The organism is Citrobacter sp. Res13-Sevr-PEB04-36 (assembly GCF_015672735.1).
In the GTDB taxonomy this organism is placed as follows: domain Bacteria; phylum Pseudomonadota; class Gammaproteobacteria; order Enterobacterales; family Enterobacteriaceae; genus Citrobacter.
This window is the reverse complement of sequence record NZ_JADABY010000019.1, coordinates 1-15,757: the sequence shown is the minus strand read 5'-3', so window position 1 is coordinate 15,757 and position 15,757 is coordinate 1. Positions and strand designations below refer to the sequence as shown.

18 protein-coding genes, 3 tRNA genes and 1 pseudogene are annotated in these 15,757 nt (G+C 49.4%); 19 read left to right on the top strand and 3 right to left on the bottom strand.

The window, feature by feature from the left end; translation table 11 throughout:
• From IMQ48_RS06180 to sdiA, 8 genes and pseudogenes are all read left to right on the top strand, one after another.
• Window positions 1-747: pseudogene (locus IMQ48_RS06180) on the top strand (lysine-N-methylase); the annotation flags it as partial.
• Window positions 748-943: 196 nt separating this feature from the next.
• Window positions 944-1,663 carry an RNA polymerase sigma factor FliA gene (locus IMQ48_RS06175; RefSeq protein WP_096757498.1) on the top strand — a complete coding sequence of 240 codons (720 nt, stop codon included), beginning with the start codon at window positions 944-946 and terminating at the stop codon, window positions 1,661-1,663.
• A gap of 55 nt (window positions 1,664-1,718) precedes the next feature.
• Window positions 1,719-2,270 (top strand): flagella biosynthesis regulatory protein FliZ, encoded by a 552-nt coding sequence (gene fliZ / locus IMQ48_RS06170; protein WP_196208313.1) that lies wholly within the window; start codon window positions 1,719-1,721, stop codon window positions 2,268-2,270.
• A gap of 225 nt (window positions 2,271-2,495) precedes the next feature.
• Window positions 2,496-3,296 carry a cystine ABC transporter substrate-binding protein gene (gene tcyJ / locus IMQ48_RS06165; RefSeq protein ID WP_181595587.1) on the top strand — a complete coding sequence of 267 codons (801 nt, stop codon included), beginning with the start codon at window positions 2,496-2,498 and terminating at the stop codon, window positions 3,294-3,296.
• A gap of 107 nt (window positions 3,297-3,403) precedes the next feature.
• On the top strand, window positions 3,404-4,390 hold the full coding sequence (gene dcyD / locus IMQ48_RS06160; RefSeq protein WP_196208312.1) for a D-cysteine desulfhydrase: 987 nt from the start codon (window positions 3,404-3,406) through the stop codon (window positions 4,388-4,390).
• Between the two features lie 21 nt (window positions 4,391-4,411).
• Window positions 4,412-5,080: a cystine ABC transporter permease gene (gene tcyL, locus IMQ48_RS06155; RefSeq protein ID WP_115258812.1), complete on the top strand. Its 669-nt coding sequence runs from the start codon at window positions 4,412-4,414 to the stop codon at window positions 5,078-5,080.
• Entirely contained in the window at window positions 5,077-5,829 is a 753-nt protein-coding gene (gene tcyN, locus IMQ48_RS06150; protein WP_096757493.1) for an L-cystine ABC transporter ATP-binding protein TcyN, read from the top strand. The genes tcyL and tcyN overlap by 4 nt, the downstream gene beginning before the upstream one ends.
• Before the next feature lie 233 nt (window positions 5,830-6,062).
• Window positions 6,063-6,785, top strand: a complete 723-nt coding sequence (gene sdiA / locus IMQ48_RS06145; protein WP_196208311.1) for a transcriptional regulator SdiA — start codon at window positions 6,063-6,065, stop codon at window positions 6,783-6,785.
• A gap of 66 nt (window positions 6,786-6,851) precedes the next feature.
• Here sdiA and IMQ48_RS06140 read toward each other — a convergent pair whose 3' ends face one another.
• Entirely contained in the window at window positions 6,852-7,076 is a 225-nt protein-coding gene (locus IMQ48_RS06140; RefSeq protein WP_196208310.1) for a DUF2594 family protein, read from the bottom strand.
• Complete coding sequence (locus IMQ48_RS06135; RefSeq protein WP_196208309.1) at window positions 7,073-7,186, bottom strand: hypothetical protein; 114 nt, start codon at window positions 7,184-7,186, stop codon at window positions 7,073-7,075. Before IMQ48_RS06135 ends, IMQ48_RS06140 begins: the two co-directional genes overlap by 4 nt.
• A gap of 349 nt (window positions 7,187-7,535) precedes the next feature.
• Here IMQ48_RS06135 and uvrY point away from each other — a divergent pair, with 349 nt between their 5' ends.
• The 6 genes from uvrY (at window position 7,536) to IMQ48_RS06105 (ending at window position 11,076) form a co-directional block, all read left to right on the top strand.
• Window positions 7,536-8,192, top strand: coding sequence for a UvrY/SirA/GacA family response regulator transcription factor (gene uvrY / locus IMQ48_RS06130; RefSeq protein ID WP_003834023.1), 657 nt, complete (start codon window positions 7,536-7,538; stop codon window positions 8,190-8,192).
• Window positions 8,189-10,021: an excinuclease ABC subunit UvrC gene (gene uvrC / locus IMQ48_RS06125; RefSeq protein ID WP_196208308.1), complete on the top strand. Its 1,833-nt coding sequence runs from the start codon at window positions 8,189-8,191 to the stop codon at window positions 10,019-10,021. Before uvrY ends, uvrC begins: the two co-directional genes overlap by 4 nt.
• A 55-nt stretch (window positions 10,022-10,076) precedes the next feature.
• Window positions 10,077-10,625 carry a CDP-diacylglycerol--glycerol-3-phosphate 3-phosphatidyltransferase gene (gene pgsA / locus IMQ48_RS06120; RefSeq protein WP_196208307.1) on the top strand — a complete coding sequence of 183 codons (549 nt, stop codon included), beginning with the start codon at window positions 10,077-10,079 and terminating at the stop codon, window positions 10,623-10,625.
• Between the two features lie 151 nt (window positions 10,626-10,776).
• A tRNA-Gly gene (locus IMQ48_RS06115) sits at window positions 10,777-10,852 on the top strand.
• 51 nt (window positions 10,853-10,903) lie between these two features.
• A tRNA-Cys gene (locus tag IMQ48_RS06110) sits at window positions 10,904-10,977 on the top strand.
• 12 nt (window positions 10,978-10,989) lie between these two features.
• Window positions 10,990-11,076: transfer RNA gene (locus IMQ48_RS06105), tRNA-Leu, on the top strand.
• A 242-nt stretch (window positions 11,077-11,318) separates the two neighbouring features.
• Here IMQ48_RS06105 and IMQ48_RS06100 read toward each other — a convergent pair.
• The gene (locus IMQ48_RS06100; protein WP_196208306.1) at window positions 11,319-12,059 is read right to left on the bottom strand and encodes a hypothetical protein; all 741 of its coding nucleotides are present in this window, start codon (window positions 12,057-12,059) and stop codon (window positions 11,319-11,321) included.
• Window positions 12,060-12,139: 80 nt separating this feature from the next.
• Between IMQ48_RS06100 and IMQ48_RS06095 the strand changes: the two genes are divergently transcribed.
• The 5 genes from IMQ48_RS06095 (at window position 12,140) to IMQ48_RS23185 (ending at window position 15,685) form a co-directional block, all read left to right on the top strand.
• On the top strand, window positions 12,140-13,342 hold the full coding sequence (locus IMQ48_RS06095; RefSeq protein ID WP_196208305.1) for a site-specific integrase: 1,203 nt from the start codon (window positions 12,140-12,142) through the stop codon (window positions 13,340-13,342).
• A 375-nt stretch (window positions 13,343-13,717) separates the two neighbouring features.
• Window positions 13,718-14,089, top strand: coding sequence for a hypothetical protein (locus IMQ48_RS06090; protein WP_230326297.1), 372 nt, complete (start codon window positions 13,718-13,720; stop codon window positions 14,087-14,089).
• A 25-nt stretch (window positions 14,090-14,114) separates the two neighbouring features.
• Window positions 14,115-14,630, top strand: a complete 516-nt coding sequence (locus IMQ48_RS06085; protein ID WP_196208304.1) for a hypothetical protein — start codon at window positions 14,115-14,117, stop codon at window positions 14,628-14,630.
• An 87-nt stretch (window positions 14,631-14,717) separates the two neighbouring features.
• Complete coding sequence (locus IMQ48_RS06080) at window positions 14,718-15,152, top strand: DUF2787 family protein (RefSeq protein ID WP_047741667.1); 435 nt, start codon at window positions 14,718-14,720, stop codon at window positions 15,150-15,152.
• A gap of 296 nt (window positions 15,153-15,448) precedes the next feature.
• Window positions 15,449-15,685, top strand: a complete 237-nt coding sequence (locus tag IMQ48_RS23185) for a DeoR family transcriptional regulator (protein WP_077252932.1) — start codon at window positions 15,449-15,451, stop codon at window positions 15,683-15,685.
• Window positions 15,686-15,757 lie beyond the last annotated feature (72 nt).

Here is a 15,757-nt window from a genome sequence, read left to right as displayed (position 1 = left end):
AATGTTATGCCAGCACTTTCTCAGCAACAAAAGTTGTTGAATCTTTTTTGTTTAAGCCTTGTGGATCAAGCTGGGCGTGATATCGACGTTGGTTTTTATGCACTGATCAAGTTTGCTTTGTTTATTGAGAAATTTGAGTTGGTTGATAATACCGCGTTAGCTGAGATTGAACCTGTCTATCACGCACTGCTGGTTCAGATTCAGTCAGGTGAAATGCGAGAAGAACTGTCGAAATTTTCTACCGACGATAATGTTAAAGTCACTTTAGTTCTCTTACTTCAGGATTATTTCCGCAGCCTTCCGGTAAGCCGCGCCAATGGAGTACTAAACTATTATATTCAGTGTCTATTGAGAACATTGACCGAGGAAGAAAATCACTCTTTTGGGGAAGGTGTAGCTAAACTTGAGACCACGTGGCAGAAGGTTTACGAAGAGCAGGGAGATACTGGATTCGACCTTAAAAACTTCATTCTGTACAAGATTTGGGAGAATAACTTTCCGAATCAAAAAAAGGTGGACCCGCTTCGTACGCTATACATGATCAGCGTCGAATACTACTTTATCAAAATTCTGATCGCGGCGAGCGCCTACGAGAGAACATACCTGGAGAAGGAAGATGCGATCAATATCGTCTACAGCTTCCATTCGCTAAGCCAGCATAATCCGACGATACATGAAAACTTCCACAAGCACATCGAGACCGTGCGTACAGGTGATGACCTGTCGATGATTCATCTCTTGACATAATTCTAACGGGGATGCGCCAAAACGCATCCCTCGCAAGCTAACTATTTGATTTATTTTTGATTATTAGTGATGAAAAATAACGTCATCAGCTACATAAGTGAAATAACCCTTCTTTTATAGCCTTATTCCTCCGATAGAACCCCCTGCAGAAACGGATAATCATGCCGATAACTCATTTAACGCAGGGCTGTTTATCGTGAATTCACTGTATACCGCTGAAGGTGTAATGGATAAACACTCGCTGTGGCAGCGTTATGTACCGTTGGTGCGTCACGAAGCATTGCGCCTTCAGGTGCGCTTGCCGGCGAGCGTAGAACTGGATGACCTGCTACAAGCGGGCGGCATCGGGTTATTGAATGCAGTTGACCGATATGACGCTTTGCAAGGAACGGCATTTACCACTTACGCAGTGCAGCGTATTCGTGGGGCAATGCTGGATGAACTACGCAGCCGGGACTGGGTACCGCGTAGCGTTCGGCGCAATGCCCGCGAAGTGGCACAGGCGATGGGACAACTGGAGCAGGAACTGGGGCGCAACGCGACGGAAACCGAAGTGGCGGAGCGTCTGGCTATTCCTGTGCAAGAGTATCGTCAGATGTTGCTTGATACCAATAACAGCCAACTCTTCTCCTACGACGAGTGGCGGGAAGAGCATGGCGATAGTATTGAACTGGTGACGGAAGAAAACCAGCAAGAAAACCCGTTACAGCAGCTGCTTGATGGCAATTTACGCCAGCGCGTGATGGATGCGATTGACGCATTGCCGGAGCGTGAAAAGCTGGTGCTGACGCTGTACTACCAGGAAGAGCTGAATCTGAAAGAGATTGGTGCTGTTCTGGAAGTCGGTGAGTCACGGGTTAGCCAGTTGCACAGTCAGGCCATCAAACGTCTACGCACCAAGCTGGGTAAGCTATAGGGGTAATTTTGCCCCTGAACAATGCCGCATAACGTATTGACTACCAGGAGTTCTCATGACGGTGCAGCAATCAAGAAGACGGCCTCTAAGCCGCTACCTCAAAGATTTCAAACACAGCCAGACGCATTGTGCTCATTGCTATAAGTTACTCGACAGGATCACGCTGGTCCGCCGCGGGCAAATTGTGAATAAAATCGCCATCGCCCGACTGGATACGTTGCTCGATGCTGCCGCCTGGGAGCAGGAGAAAAAAGAGTGGGTGGCGTTATGCCGTTTTTGTGGTGATTTACACTGCAAAGAACAGAGCGACTTTTTTGATATCATCGGGTTTAAACAATTTTTGTTTGAGCAGACCGAAATGAGCCACGGCACGGTGCGCGAATATGTAGTTCGCCTGCGTCGCCTCGGTAATCATCTGACCGAACAGAATATTTCTCATGATCTGCTGCAGGAAGGCTTCCTCGACGAAAACCTCGCCCCATGGCTGCCGGAAACCAGCACCAACAATTATCGCATTGCGCTGCGTAAGTATGAGCAGTTCAAAGCGCATGCGCATATGGGCCACATGCAGAAATCCGCCTGGACAGCCAGTTCTGATATATATTAAAAACGAATAAGGTGTAACGGAGTGGTGTTTGTGGATCACGACAAACGCTCTACACTACAGTCATATACACGTCATCCTTCAAGCTGTCTCTGCGTTGGCTGCACTCTTTCGCCCCAGTCACTTACTTTAGTAAGCTCCTGGGGACTTACTCGCTTGCCGCCTTGATGCAACTCGAATGATTTTGTGGATAAATGATAGTCACTAATGACAATATTCGGGGTAAATATGAAATTAGCACGTCTGGGACGTCAGGCTCTGATGAGTGTAATGGCTGTGGCACTTGTCGCTGGTATGAGCGCCAAAACATTTGCGGACGAAGGTCTGTTAAATAAGGTGAAAGAGCGCGGCACGCTGTTGGTTGGTCTCGAAGGGACCTATCCCCCGTTTAGTTTTCAGGGTGATGACGGCAAGTTGACCGGTTTTGAAGTCGAATTTGCCGAAGAACTGGCTAAACATCTCGGGGTGAAAGCGACGCTGAAGCCGACCAAATGGGATGGCATGCTGGCCTCTCTTGATTCCAAGCGCATTGACGTGGTCATCAACCAGGTGACCATCTCTGACGAACGCCAGAAAAAATACGATTTCTCTACCCCGTATACGGTCTCTGGTATCCAGGCGCTGGTGAAAAAAGGCAACGAAGGCGTGATTAAAACCGCGGCTGATCTGAAAGGCAAAAAGGTCGGCGTTGGTCTGGGTACCAACTACGAAGAGTGGCTGCGTCAGAACGTGCAGGGCGTGGATATTCGTACCTATGATGATGACCCGACCAAATACCAGGACCTGCGTGTAGGCCGTATCGACGCCATTCTGGTTGACCGTCTGGCCGCGTTGGATCTGGTGAAGAAAACCAAAGACACGCTGGCCGTAACCGGTGAGGCTTTCTCCCGCCAGGCATCTGGTGTGGCGCTGCGTAAAGGCAACGACGACCTGCTGAAAGCGGTTGATGCCGCCATTGCTGAAATGCAAAAAGACGGCACCCTGAAAGCCCTGTCGGAAAAATGGTTTGGGGCAGATGTGACGAAATAATCGTCATCCGGATAAAAAAGGCGCCTTTAACAGCGCCTTTTTTTATTTCATTGCGCCTGAACGTGCATAATAAAAAGAACATCACAACAACGAATACCGGAGGCTGTATGCCGCTGCATAATTTAACGCGCTTTCCACGCCTGGAATTTATTGGCGCGCCAACGCCGCTCGAATATCTCCCGCGCTTTTCTGATTATCTCGGGCGCGACATTTTTATTAAACGCGATGACGTCACGCCAATGGCGATGGGCGGCAATAAGCTGCGCAAGCTGGAGTTTCTGGCGGCGGACGCGCTGCGCGAAGGGGCCGACACGCTGATTACCGCCGGGGCCATTCAGTCAAACCACGTGCGCCAGACGGCGGCGGTGGCGGCAAAGCTAGGGCTGCATTGCGTGGCGCTGCTGGAAAACCCGATTGGCACCACGGCGGAAAACTATCTCAGCAACGGTAACCGTCTGTTGTTAGATCTGTTTAATACTCAGGTTGAAATGTGTGACGCGCTGACCGACCCTAATGCACAGCTTCAGGAACTGGCCACGCGGATTGAAGCGCAAGGATTCCGACCGTATGTGATCCCGGTTGGCGGGTCGAATGCGCTGGGGGCTTTGGGCTATGTTGAAAGTGCGCTGGAAATTGCCCAGCAGTGCGAAGGGGCGGTCGCGCTGTCCTCTGTGGTGGTTGCTTCAGGCAGCGCGGGTACCCATGCAGGTCTGGCGGTGGGGCTGGAACAGCTGATGCCCAACGTCGAGTTGATTGGCGTGACTGTCTCGCGCAGCGTGGCCGATCAAAAGCCAAAAGTGGTGACCCTGCAGCAGGACGTGGCCCGCCAACTGGAACTGAGTGCGTCGGCAGATATTCTGCTATGGGATGATTATTTTGCGCCGGGCTATGGTACGCCAAACGAAGAGGGCATGGAGGCGGTGAAACTGCTGGCGCGTCTGGAAGGCATTTTGCTGGATCCGGTATATACCGGCAAAGCGATGGCGGGCCTGATCGACGGCATTACCCAGAAGCGCTTCAAGGATGAAGGTCCGGTTCTGTTTATTCATACCGGTGGGGCGCCTGCGCTGTTTGCCTACCATCCTCACGTTTAATGGCAAGGTAGAAAAACGCTAATGCAAGAAAGTATCCAACTGGTGATTGATTCACTGCCCTTCCTGCTGAAAGGCGCGGTATTTACGCTGCAGCTGAGTATCGGTGGGATGTTCTTTGGCCTGGTGCTGGGGTTTATCCTCGCCCTGATGCGCCTGTCGCCGCTGCTGCCGGTGCGCTGGCTGGCGCGTGTTTATATTTCTATTTTTCGCGGCACGCCGCTGATCGCCCAACTGTTTATGATCTACTACGGTTTGCCGCAGTTTGGTATTGAGCTGGACCCGATCCCGGCGGCGATGATTGGCCTGTCGCTGAATACCGCAGCGTATGCGGCGGAAACGCTGCGTGCGGCCATCTCCTCGATTGATAAAGGTCAGTGGGAGGCGGGGGCCAGTATCGGCATGACGCGCTGGCAGACCATGCGTCGGGCGATTCTGCCGCAGGCGGCGCGCGTGGCCTTGCCGCCGCTGAGCAACAGTTTTATTAGCCTGGTGAAAGATACCTCTCTGGCCGCGACAATCCAGGTGCCGGAACTGTTCCGTCAGGCGCAATTGATCACCTCACGCACGCTGGAAGTGTTCACTATGTATCTGGCGGCCTCGCTGATTTACTGGGTGATGGCGACGGTGCTGTCTGCACTGCAGAACTATTTTGAAGAACAATTGAACCGCCAGGAGAGAGAGCCGAAATGAGTGCTATCGAAGTCAGAAACCTGGTGAAAAAATTTCACGGGCAAACGGTGCTGCACGGGATCGATCTTGAGGTTAAGCCTGGGGAGGTCGTGGCGATTATCGGGCCGAGCGGCTCGGGAAAAACCACGCTATTGCGCAGTATTAATTTGCTGGAGCAACCGGAAGCAGGGACGATCAAAGTCGGTGACATCACCATTGATACCGCGCGTTCATTAAACCAGCAGAAAGGGCTGATCCGCCAACTACGCCAGCATGTGGGGTTTGTGTTCCAGAACTTTAATTTGTTTCCACACCGTACCGTGCTGGAAAACATTATTGAAGGTCCGGTGATTGTGAAAGGGGAGCCGAAAGCCGAAGCGACGGCCCGCGCACGTGAGTTGCTGGCGAAGGTTGGACTGGCGGGCAAAGAGACCAGCTATCCACGTCGACTATCCGGCGGGCAGCAGCAGCGCGTGGCGATTGCCCGGGCGCTGGCGATGCGCCCGGAGGTGATCCTGTTTGATGAACCTACGTCAGCACTCGATCCTGAACTGGTTGGTGAGGTACTGAATACCATTCGTCAACTGGCGCAGGAAAAACGCACCATGGTGATTGTGACGCATGAAATGAGCTTTGCGCGCGATGTTGCTGACCGGGCGATATTTATGGATCAGGGACGCATTGTGGAGCAGGGACCGGCAAAATCGCTGTTTACCGCGCCGCAACAACCGCGTACACGTCAGTTTCTGGAAAAATTCTTAATGCAATAAATAACCCTACTGTGCTCACCGAAATAGATTTTTGGCGAGCACAGGCCGCATAACTATTTATTATTTCTGCTTTATTATTAGCGATGCAATCCGCCTACCTGCTCCGATTAAGCGTAATGCTCAAGTAAATCCGCCCGTGTCCGATAATTTGCATATATAAAATACATTTATGTGTTAGTTTGTTTCATTCTCATTCGTGATGATTATCAATCTCAGGGACATGACCACTTAGTATGCAGGATCAAGATTTCTTCACCTGGCGACGGAGCATGCTGTCACGCTTTCAGGAAATGGCGACGGCAGAGGACGTCTATAATGAATTACAACATCAGACGCAGCATCTGGAGTTCGATTTTTACGCGCTCTGTGTACGTCATCCTGTGCCGTTTACCCGACCCAAAACGGCGCTTCATACCACCTATCCCAAAGCCTGGGTAGCGCATTATCAGTCCGAGAATTATCTCGCGATTGACCCGGTGCTAAAGCCAGAAAACTTCAGGCAGGGCCATCTCCCCTGGGACGATACCTTATTTCGCGATGCACAACCCTTATGGGATGCCGCACGTAATCACGGTTTACGTAAGGGAATGACGCAATGCTTAATGTTGCCGAACCGGGCGCTGGGCTTTCTCTCCGTCTCGCGAGCGAGCGTGCGCAATGGCCGCTTTGCACAGGATGAAGTGGAACTCAGAATGCAATTGCTGGTAAGGGAGAGTCTGTCCGTTCTGACGCGGCTGGAAGATGATATGGTCATGGCACCAGAGATGCGTTTTAGCAAGCGGGAAAAAGAAATACTGAAATGGACCGCAGAGGGAAAAACGTCGGCTGAAATAGCGATGATCCTGTCGATTTCTGAAAATACCGTGAACTTCCATCAGAAGAATATGCAGAAGAAGTTTAATGCGCCAAACAAAACGCAGATTGCCTGCTATGCTGCTGCGACCGGGCTTATCTGAATATGTTGTCGTTCTGAGTGTCAGACGCAAAACCGGCTGATTGCAATGCTACCAGCCGGTTTCTTATTACTGACGGTAGGCCTGTTTAATTTGTTTAACAGTGTTGGTAAATACCGCAGCCTGGCTTTGGTCTTCAATCAGCGCGATCTGTTTTTCCATCTTAAGAATCACGCGGCCTGCATCGGCTTGTCCCATTGCCTGCAGCATCAGCGTTAACATGGCTTTCAGGCAGGTGACTTCGTTAGCCAGTTCTTGATTATTCTCAGCAGTGGAAAAATCAGGCGTACTCATTTATTTTCCTCGTTATGTCTCAATGAAAAAGTGCGATGGCAAATGTTAAGGCGGCGGAGTATACCATAAGCGCAGCTAAAAATATCAGTGGCTGTTTTTTGTGCGAACATCAACCGCCGTTATTAAAATAAACAAGATGTTGCAGTGCATATATTTTCTCCATTCTTTGTATATTTCGAGTATTTTACTCGTTAATTATTGTTACAACTCTGTCTGCCTATTTAGCATTCAACTGAAGAACATGATTTTTTTGTCACTATTTTGAAACAGCAACGCGTATATAACCCAGTCAGAATGCTGTCTACCGTGAATGTTTCCATGCGGCGTACAATCTAATTTCCAAAAACGAGAGCAAAATCGAAAGACGGGTGTTTTTTACATTTCAAAGTTGAGATAAAACCCGTTAACATAGGACCGATTAACTATCGGTAGCGTTATCCCTATTCTGGAGATATTCCTTTGATCAACGTTTTTCTTGTTGATGACCACGAACTGGTGCGCGCAGGGATACGACGCATTCTTGAAGATATTAAAGGCATTAAAGTTGTCGGCGAAGCGTGCTGCGGCGAAGATGCTGTAAAATGGTGCCGCTCAAATTCCGTCGACGTTGTGCTGATGGACATGAATATGCCCGGTATTGGCGGCCTTGAGGCAACCCGTAAAATTGCGCGTTCAACGGCTGACATCAAAGTGATCATGCTGACCGTACATACTGAAAACCCGTTGCCTGCAAAAGTCATGCAGGCGGGGGCCGCAGGGTATCTGAGCAAGGGCGCTGCGCCTCAGGAAGTGGTTAGCGCCATTCGTTCCGTATTTTCCGGGCAACGTTATATCGCCTCGGATATCGCTCAGCAGATGGCACTCAGCCAGATTGAGCCGGAGAAAACGGAAACGCCGTTTGCCAGTTTGTCTGAGCGTGAGTTGCAGATTATGCTGATGATCACCAAAGGCCAGAAGGTCAATGAGATCTCAGAACAGCTGAATCTCAGTCCGAAAACGGTGAACAGCTATCGCTATCGAATGTTCAGTAAATTAAACATTCACGGCGACGTAGAGCTGACTCACCTGGCAATTCGCCATGGCCTGTGTAATGCGGAGACGTTAACAAGCCAGTGACCGAACAGTTCGATGCCAAAGCGTTCCTGAAAACCGTCACCAGCCAACCCGGCGTTTATCGTATGTACGATGCCGCCGGGACGGTTATCTATGTCGGTAAAGCGAAAGACCTGAAAAAACGGCTTTCCAGCTACTTCCGTAGCAACCTTGCGTCGCGTAAAACCGAAGCGCTGGTAGCACTTATTCAGCAGATTGATGTGACGGTGACGCACACCGAAACCGAAGCGTTGTTGCTTGAACATAACTACATCAAGCTGTACCAGCCACGTTATAACGTGCTGCTGCGCGATGATAAATCCTATCCTTTTATCTTTCTTAGCGGTGATACCCACCCGCGCCTGGCGATGCATCGCGGGGCGAAACATGCCAAAGGTGAGTACTTCGGACCGTTCCCTAACGGCTATGCAGTGCGTGAGACGCTGGCTCTGCTGCAGAAAATTTTCCCGATTCGCCAGTGTGAGAATAGTGTTTATCGCAACCGATCGCGTCCTTGCCTGCAATATCAGATTGGTCGCTGTCTTGGCCCCTGTGTGGCCGGTCTGGTGAGCGAGGACGAGTACGCTCAGCAGGTTGAATACGTCCGGCTGTTCCTGTCTGGCAAAGACGATCAAGTATTAACGCAATTGATTGCCCGGATGGAAAAAGCCAGCCAGGGTCTGGAGTTTGAAGAGGCTGCGCGTATTCGTGACCAAATTCAGGCCGTCCGCCGCGTCACCGAAAAACAGTTTGTTTCCAACACCGGAGATGATCTGGACGTTATCGGTGTGGCGTTTGATGCCGGGATGGCCTGTGTGCACGTCCTGTTTATCCGCCAGGGTAAAGTGCTGGGCAGCCGTAGCTACTTCCCTAAAGTACCGGGTGGCACAGAACTGGGTGAAGTGGTCGAAACGTTTGTCGGACAGTTTTATTTACAGGGCAGTCAGATGCGCACCTTGCCCGGTGAAATCCTGCTCGATTTTAATCTGAGCGATAAAACACTGTTAGCCGACTCGTTGTCTGAGCTCGCCGGGCGGCGGATTAACGTCCAGACGAAGCCGCGTGGCGATCGCGCGCGCTACCTGAAGCTGGCGCGTACCAATGCCGCAACAGCGCTGACCACTAAACTGTCTCAGCAGTCCACCATTACACAACGTCTGACGGCGCTGGCTTCAGTGCTGAAGCTTCCGGCGGTTAAACGCATGGAATGCTTTGACATCAGCCACACCATGGGCGAGCAAACGGTGGCCTCCTGTGTGGTTTTTGACGCTAACGGACCGCTACGCGCAGAATACCGTCGCTATAACATTACCGGCATAACGCCCGGTGATGATTACGCGGCAATGAACCAGGTGCTACGTCGCCGCTACGGTAAGGCGATTGAAGAAAGTAAGATTCCAGACGTCATTCTGATTGACGGTGGCAAAGGTCAATTGGGGCAGGCGAAATCGGTATTTGCTGAACTGGATGTGCCCTGGGACAAAAACCATCCGTTACTGCTTGGCGTAGCAAAAGGGGCCGATCGTAAAGCCGGTCTGGAAACGTTGTTCTTTGAACCGGAAGGTGAGGGGTTCAGTCTACCGCCTGACTCGCCTGCGCTACACGTGATTCAGCATATTCGCGATGAATCGCACGATCACGCCATCAGCGGGCACCGTAAAAAGCGGGCGAAAGTAAAAAGCACCAGCACACTGGAAACAATTGAGGGCGTTGGACCAAAACGTCGACAGATGCTGCTAAAGTACATGGGCGGTTTGCAAGGGCTTCGTAACGCGAGCGTCGAAGAAATTGCAAAAGTGCCGGGTATTTCGCAAGGTCTGGCAGAAAAGATCTTCTACTCGTTGAAACATTAGGCCCTCTGTAGCAACATAGGGGTAATTTCACTGACAACAGATAGTTATCCGTCATATGCAATTTAATATCCCTACATTGCTCACGCTGTTTCGCGTCATTCTGATCCCATTCTTCGTATTGGCGTTTTACTTGCCATTTACCTGGGCTCCCTTTGTCTGTGCACTTATCTTCTGCGTCGCGGCGATCACCGACTGGTTTGACGGATTTCTGGCGCGCCGCTGGAACCAAAGCACGCGTTTTGGCGCCTTCCTCGATCCGGTTGCCGATAAAGTGCTGGTGGCTATCGCCATGGTGCTGGTGACGGAGCACTACCACAGCTGGTGGGTAACATTACCTGCCGCGACGATGATCGCCCGTGAAATTATCATTTCTGCACTACGTGAATGGATGGCAGAACTGGGTAAACGCAGCAGCGTGGCAGTATCCTGGATCGGTAAAGTGAAAACCACCTCACAAATGGCGGCGCTGGCATGGCTGCTGTGGCGTCCAAACATCTGGGTTGAGTATGCCGGGATCGCACTTTTCTTTGTCGCCGCGGTACTGACATTGTGGTCAATGTTCCAGTATTTGAGCGCTGCGCGCGGAGATTTGCTTGATCAGTGATCGTTTCGCTGCAAATTTCAGCAAACGATCGTGAGTAGCGAAAAATATCGTTGACTCAGTGCGTCAGGTAAGTAGAATGCAACGCATCGAACGGCAGCACAGATTGCCAGACGATAGCAAAATCAAGTGATTAACAAGGTTGCTTGATGATGCGGGAATAGCTCAGTTGGTAGAGCACGACCTTGCCAAGGTCGGGGTCGCGAGTTCGAGTCTCGTTTCCCGCTCCAAATTTTAAACATCGGCATTTGCGGATGTGGGCTGAAAAGCCTGAAGATTTCGGCGCGTTAGCAAAGCGGTTATGTAGCGGATTGCAAATCCGTCTAGTCCGGTTCGACTCCGGAACGCGCCTCCAATTTCTTCCCGAGCCCGGATGGTGAAATCGGTAGACACAAGGGATTTAAAATCCCTCGGCTGTAAGGCTGTGTGGGTTCAAGTCCCACTCCGGGCACCATGGGAAAGAAAAGAATAATCAAAGCAATAAGCAGTGTCGTGAAACCACCTACGGGTGGTTTTTTTGTGCCTGAAATTCACGCCCTGTGCATATCCTGTGCTCACGGGGTGCAATGAGCTGCAATCTCCAGCCTGGCAATGCCGAATCGAACGTGTCGCCTCCAGCATAGAGAACCAGGCCGCTTTGACTGTTTTCCGGTACTCCTCCGGGAAGGGGGGGGCTGCTGAGCAAGCTGTAATGTTCTAGCCACCCTGAGTGCAAAGTTGCTTAATTCGTGCAATCACCTCATCTCTGTACTTCTGGTGTCCGCGCATAGCCCTTGGATGGGCAATTCTGAAACAGATTGTATTACCTGTTTTGAACTCCCATAGCTTCCCCGGAATGACTGAAGAAGTCTCATAGCCGCCTAGCTCAGTAAGCACCTGTTTTATGATGTAGTCTGTTCTCCGGGCTCCGGATGCAAAGGTGATGAAATCAGGCTCAAGGTGTTTAATTTGTACCGCCAGCAGTTTTAGCGAGGCTAATATGACTTCCTGCACTTCATTTTTAGGGCGATTGAGAGGGGTCAGTCCGTCGTAATCCCACGCCAGTAGATTGGCATACACGATTGCCTGGGGAGGAATATTAAGCTCCCGGGCCAGCCGGAAATGATATTGCGTGAAGCGGCTACGTGATTTGAGATTGGTGGTGCCATCATTTTGTACCGGAAGATGATTCCTGTAACGAGCTACAGCCTCTTCAACCACCTGCCCGATGGTGACGTCAGGTATAAGTCCCAGCACCCGTGACATCGTATTCTTACCATTCAGCGTATTCCAGCTAGCGGTTTCACGTCCAACCAGCATGATTTTTACCGGTGAATGCCAGTATTCTTCAAAGGGTACAGGTAAAAAGACGCCTGAGTATTTATCCTCACTCAGGTTAAATGACCGGGCGTCAACCTCCTGTAATATCCGTTTGTACGCGTCTAATAGCCTTTCCATTCTCCAATCCCGCCCCGTAATAAATACACCTTCATATATATATTATTTTCATGATATCAGTAAGATACATGAGGGTAATTATGCAAAAATCCTTCCGATTCACCAATTCATCCATCAAAGCCCTTCCGGCAAACACAGATACCCGATCTACAGAGCTTGAGGTGTCTGATACCGAAGTCATCGGCCTTAAATGTCTCTCAGGCCGAACGGGTAACAAACGTTTTCTCCTGCGTTACACATTCCACGGTACCAAAAAAAGTATCAGTATTGGCAGATTCCCCGAAATTGACGTAGGGACAGCCCGCCAGATAGCCCGTCGTCACAAAGAGTCAATTGCACTGGGTAATGACCCGAAAGCGGAGCGCGATAACTACCGTGCGATGCCCACACTTAGTGAGTTTTTTCATCAGACCTATGTTCCGTTCATCAAGCGCCATAAAAAGTCCTGGGATAAGGATGTGCAGCGTTTCACGCAATACATTGAATCCCGTCTGGGGAAGATTCGTTACTGCGACCTTCGGGCCCGGGAGATCCAGCAGGTGCTTTTCGACATGCTTGAGGGCCGTATTCACGGCCAGCAGTATGCACCGTCTACCTGTAACAGGGCACTGGCTATTCTGAAAACCATGGGGCGTTATGCGCTACGACAGGATGTCATGGAGAAGAATGAAGCCGATAAGATCCCTTTGCTGAAGGAGAATAATCAGCGGACGCGCTTTTTTGACGCTGATGAGATCAGGAGGATCCTCGACGCTGCGGCACGATATCCCAATAAGGCTGCTGGGGGACTGATAGCGATGCTGTTGTTAACCGGTACCCGCAAATCAGAAATGCTTAACGTCATGCACAAACATGTTGATCGAGATAACAGGTCCTTGTTTATTCCTTATACAAAGAATGGTCGCAGCCGGACTGTATATCTTAGCGAAGCCGCATTATCAATTATTGATTCGATCCCACGGGTTGGCAGTAATCCCTATCTGTTCGCCATAAAGGACAATGGAAAACCGATATCTGAACCCCGGTGGGCCTATGAAAAAATACTGGCAGAGTGCGGGATAGATAAAAGTGAAGTCTGTTTCCACACCACGCGCCATTCTGTCGCATCATTACTTGTCTCCAGTGGTCAGTACAGTCTGTATGACGTTAAAGCCCAACTGGCGCATGCGAGTATTCAAAGTACGGAGCGCTACGCGAAATTGACACCAGAGCGTATGCGTCAGACCGGGCAGGGCGTAACCGACCTTCTTTTGAACACCGTTACAACCGGTAAAGAACAGTGATTTTAGCACCCCTAAAACGTGGAGAATGATTATGTCGTTAAAATGTCCTAAGTGCGGTAGCCGAAACACAGTGACAGAAACAGCCGGAAAGATAGCTGAGTTGACTCGCGATGATCGGTTCCTGACAACGTCATCGGGTTATATCAGCCCGGACCAACTGGCAGAATTGCTCAAAGACATCATCAGGGCAATAAAACGACTCTTTGGATTCCTGGAGCAGCGAGAGAGAAATAATGCGCCAGTGCTGGTCTGTAAATCGTGTGGATATTATGAGCGGATATAGATGGTCTCTGAAAGAAATTCCAAATTATTTTCCTGTCTGTATAACCCCGATACTTAAAACGTATCGGGGTTTTTGTTTATGAGGATTGTTCAATGAAATTTGTCTCCAACTGGCAAGACCTGCCGTCGCTATTACTTCCCGATTCGGTTATGACTGTCCTGAGAAAAGAGCTGATACTCCCATTTGGTGATGAATCTTCCGCAATGAATTTCTGGGGAGAGGTCGGTGTGACATTAATGTACATTGAACCCGGTGATGTTACTGAAGATATTAATCGACACGTACTGGATGTAATTCATCATTTAATTTCAAACCCCGAGTTCGTGGTCCGTCTGACAGATGAATATTACTTGATGCTATCTATTACAGAAGATAACGGAAATGGTATTTATCTGTTGTTTCACCCCAGTTGTTCTCTGTGCGGGATTGATGCATTAATGCCTATGGCGGAATCCCGTCTATAAATCAGATTAAAATCAGGAGAAGAAAATGAGAAAATCAAAGTCAGGAAAAAATAATAATGAACACGATGAGCTGGAGTTGAATAATGATTTAGGTGATGTTGAAAAAGGGATCACTGAAGATGAGCAAATATTACATGAAGAGAGTTATAAGCTGCTCATTGAATCAGGACAGGCGGAAAAAATTAGTCCTAAAGCCAGTGGTATGCTGACATGGCAACTGGCAATGTCTGAAACGGATAATGAACTTTATCTGCGTCTTCTGGCAAATGGCAGCGGAGGATTGTTCTCTAAGGACTGGATTTCACTTTCTAAAATTGAAAGTGTGCTCGAAGTACAACCAACGACGGGCTTCACATCTGGTGTATTCAGACCGCTGTTTAAAGGGGCTAGTGCCAATAATGCTGGTTTTCTGGCTGCTGTTCTACGCTCGCCAGATATATGCCTGCTGGAGGCGCATCCGGAGAAATTATTTACGCATGTTTTATATGCTGACTGGCGGGTAAGACTGAAAACACTCAGCAAAATTGGTGATCAAGAATAGATCTCGGAGGATTAATTCTTTATCCGTACATTCATACAACCAGAAACAACTACACACCTCTACTCACCTTTTACAGGAAAATCTATTATGCAAACCCAGTATGTCTTAAAACAGGCAGGATTAACGCTGCCTGTCACTAAATTATTTCAGCAGCACATCGTTACGCTTCTGGCAGAACAATCTCAGCAAACATCGGTCAGGGCAGTAGTCATTAATTTTCGTGACCCGGACTACAGTGCAGAATCCGGCGGATTTCATCCGGTTGAAATGCGGTTCATCCGTCAGGATAACGAATGGTATTTCGATTATGTCACAGACTTTAGTTACATGGGACGAGTCTACCCGGAGCTGGAAAAGGAAATGGACTTTTGTTGGTCAGGTCAATACGTCTTCCATTATCTGGCTGGGGATATTTCACTGGCGGCAGAGAGGAATGAACTCTGGTCCTTATGGGAGGGTAATTTTATGGATTACCTGTCTATGGGGATTTACCGGGTAACGGTAACTGTGGAAAGTTGTTGACCTGTTATGAACAGGAAGAAAACGGGCATCTTTGTAATCCTCTTCATGCGCAGTACATCGCAGCATGATGATGATACTGGTTGTACCGGACCGTTCGCATAAACATGTGCAGACACGGGGGATCTCAGATCCCTCGTGGTTTTTGCCCCCTATGGAGCATTCTCCAGTAGCAGGGTGATAACGGTTAATTCATTACCCCAACGACAGTTTTACACCGCATAAATAACATCGATATTACAGTGTGTTAGTGGTGGCTTTGGCCGATGAATTGTTAAAACGAAACCATACAGGTAACCATGATGCGTCAGTCACGAGGCGAGAAGATCGCTGAAAGACTGGGGTGGATATTGCTCCAGCTCTATACCGGTAATTCTCTGTCGGTTAATGATATTTGCCAGCAGTTTTCGGTTTCCCGTCGGACAGGGCGACGTGACTTATTGAGGGTTGAAACAGTAACTGAAACAGTTTCTCCCGGGAAAGTGAAGTTGGCTCCCCTGATAAGAGATCGAGTCAGGCAAGGAATATGCAAATAATTTTCTCTACATGGACATAACCTGTCCTCGCATTGCATTAGGCTCTGAAATGAACCAAATAAATCCGGTGAT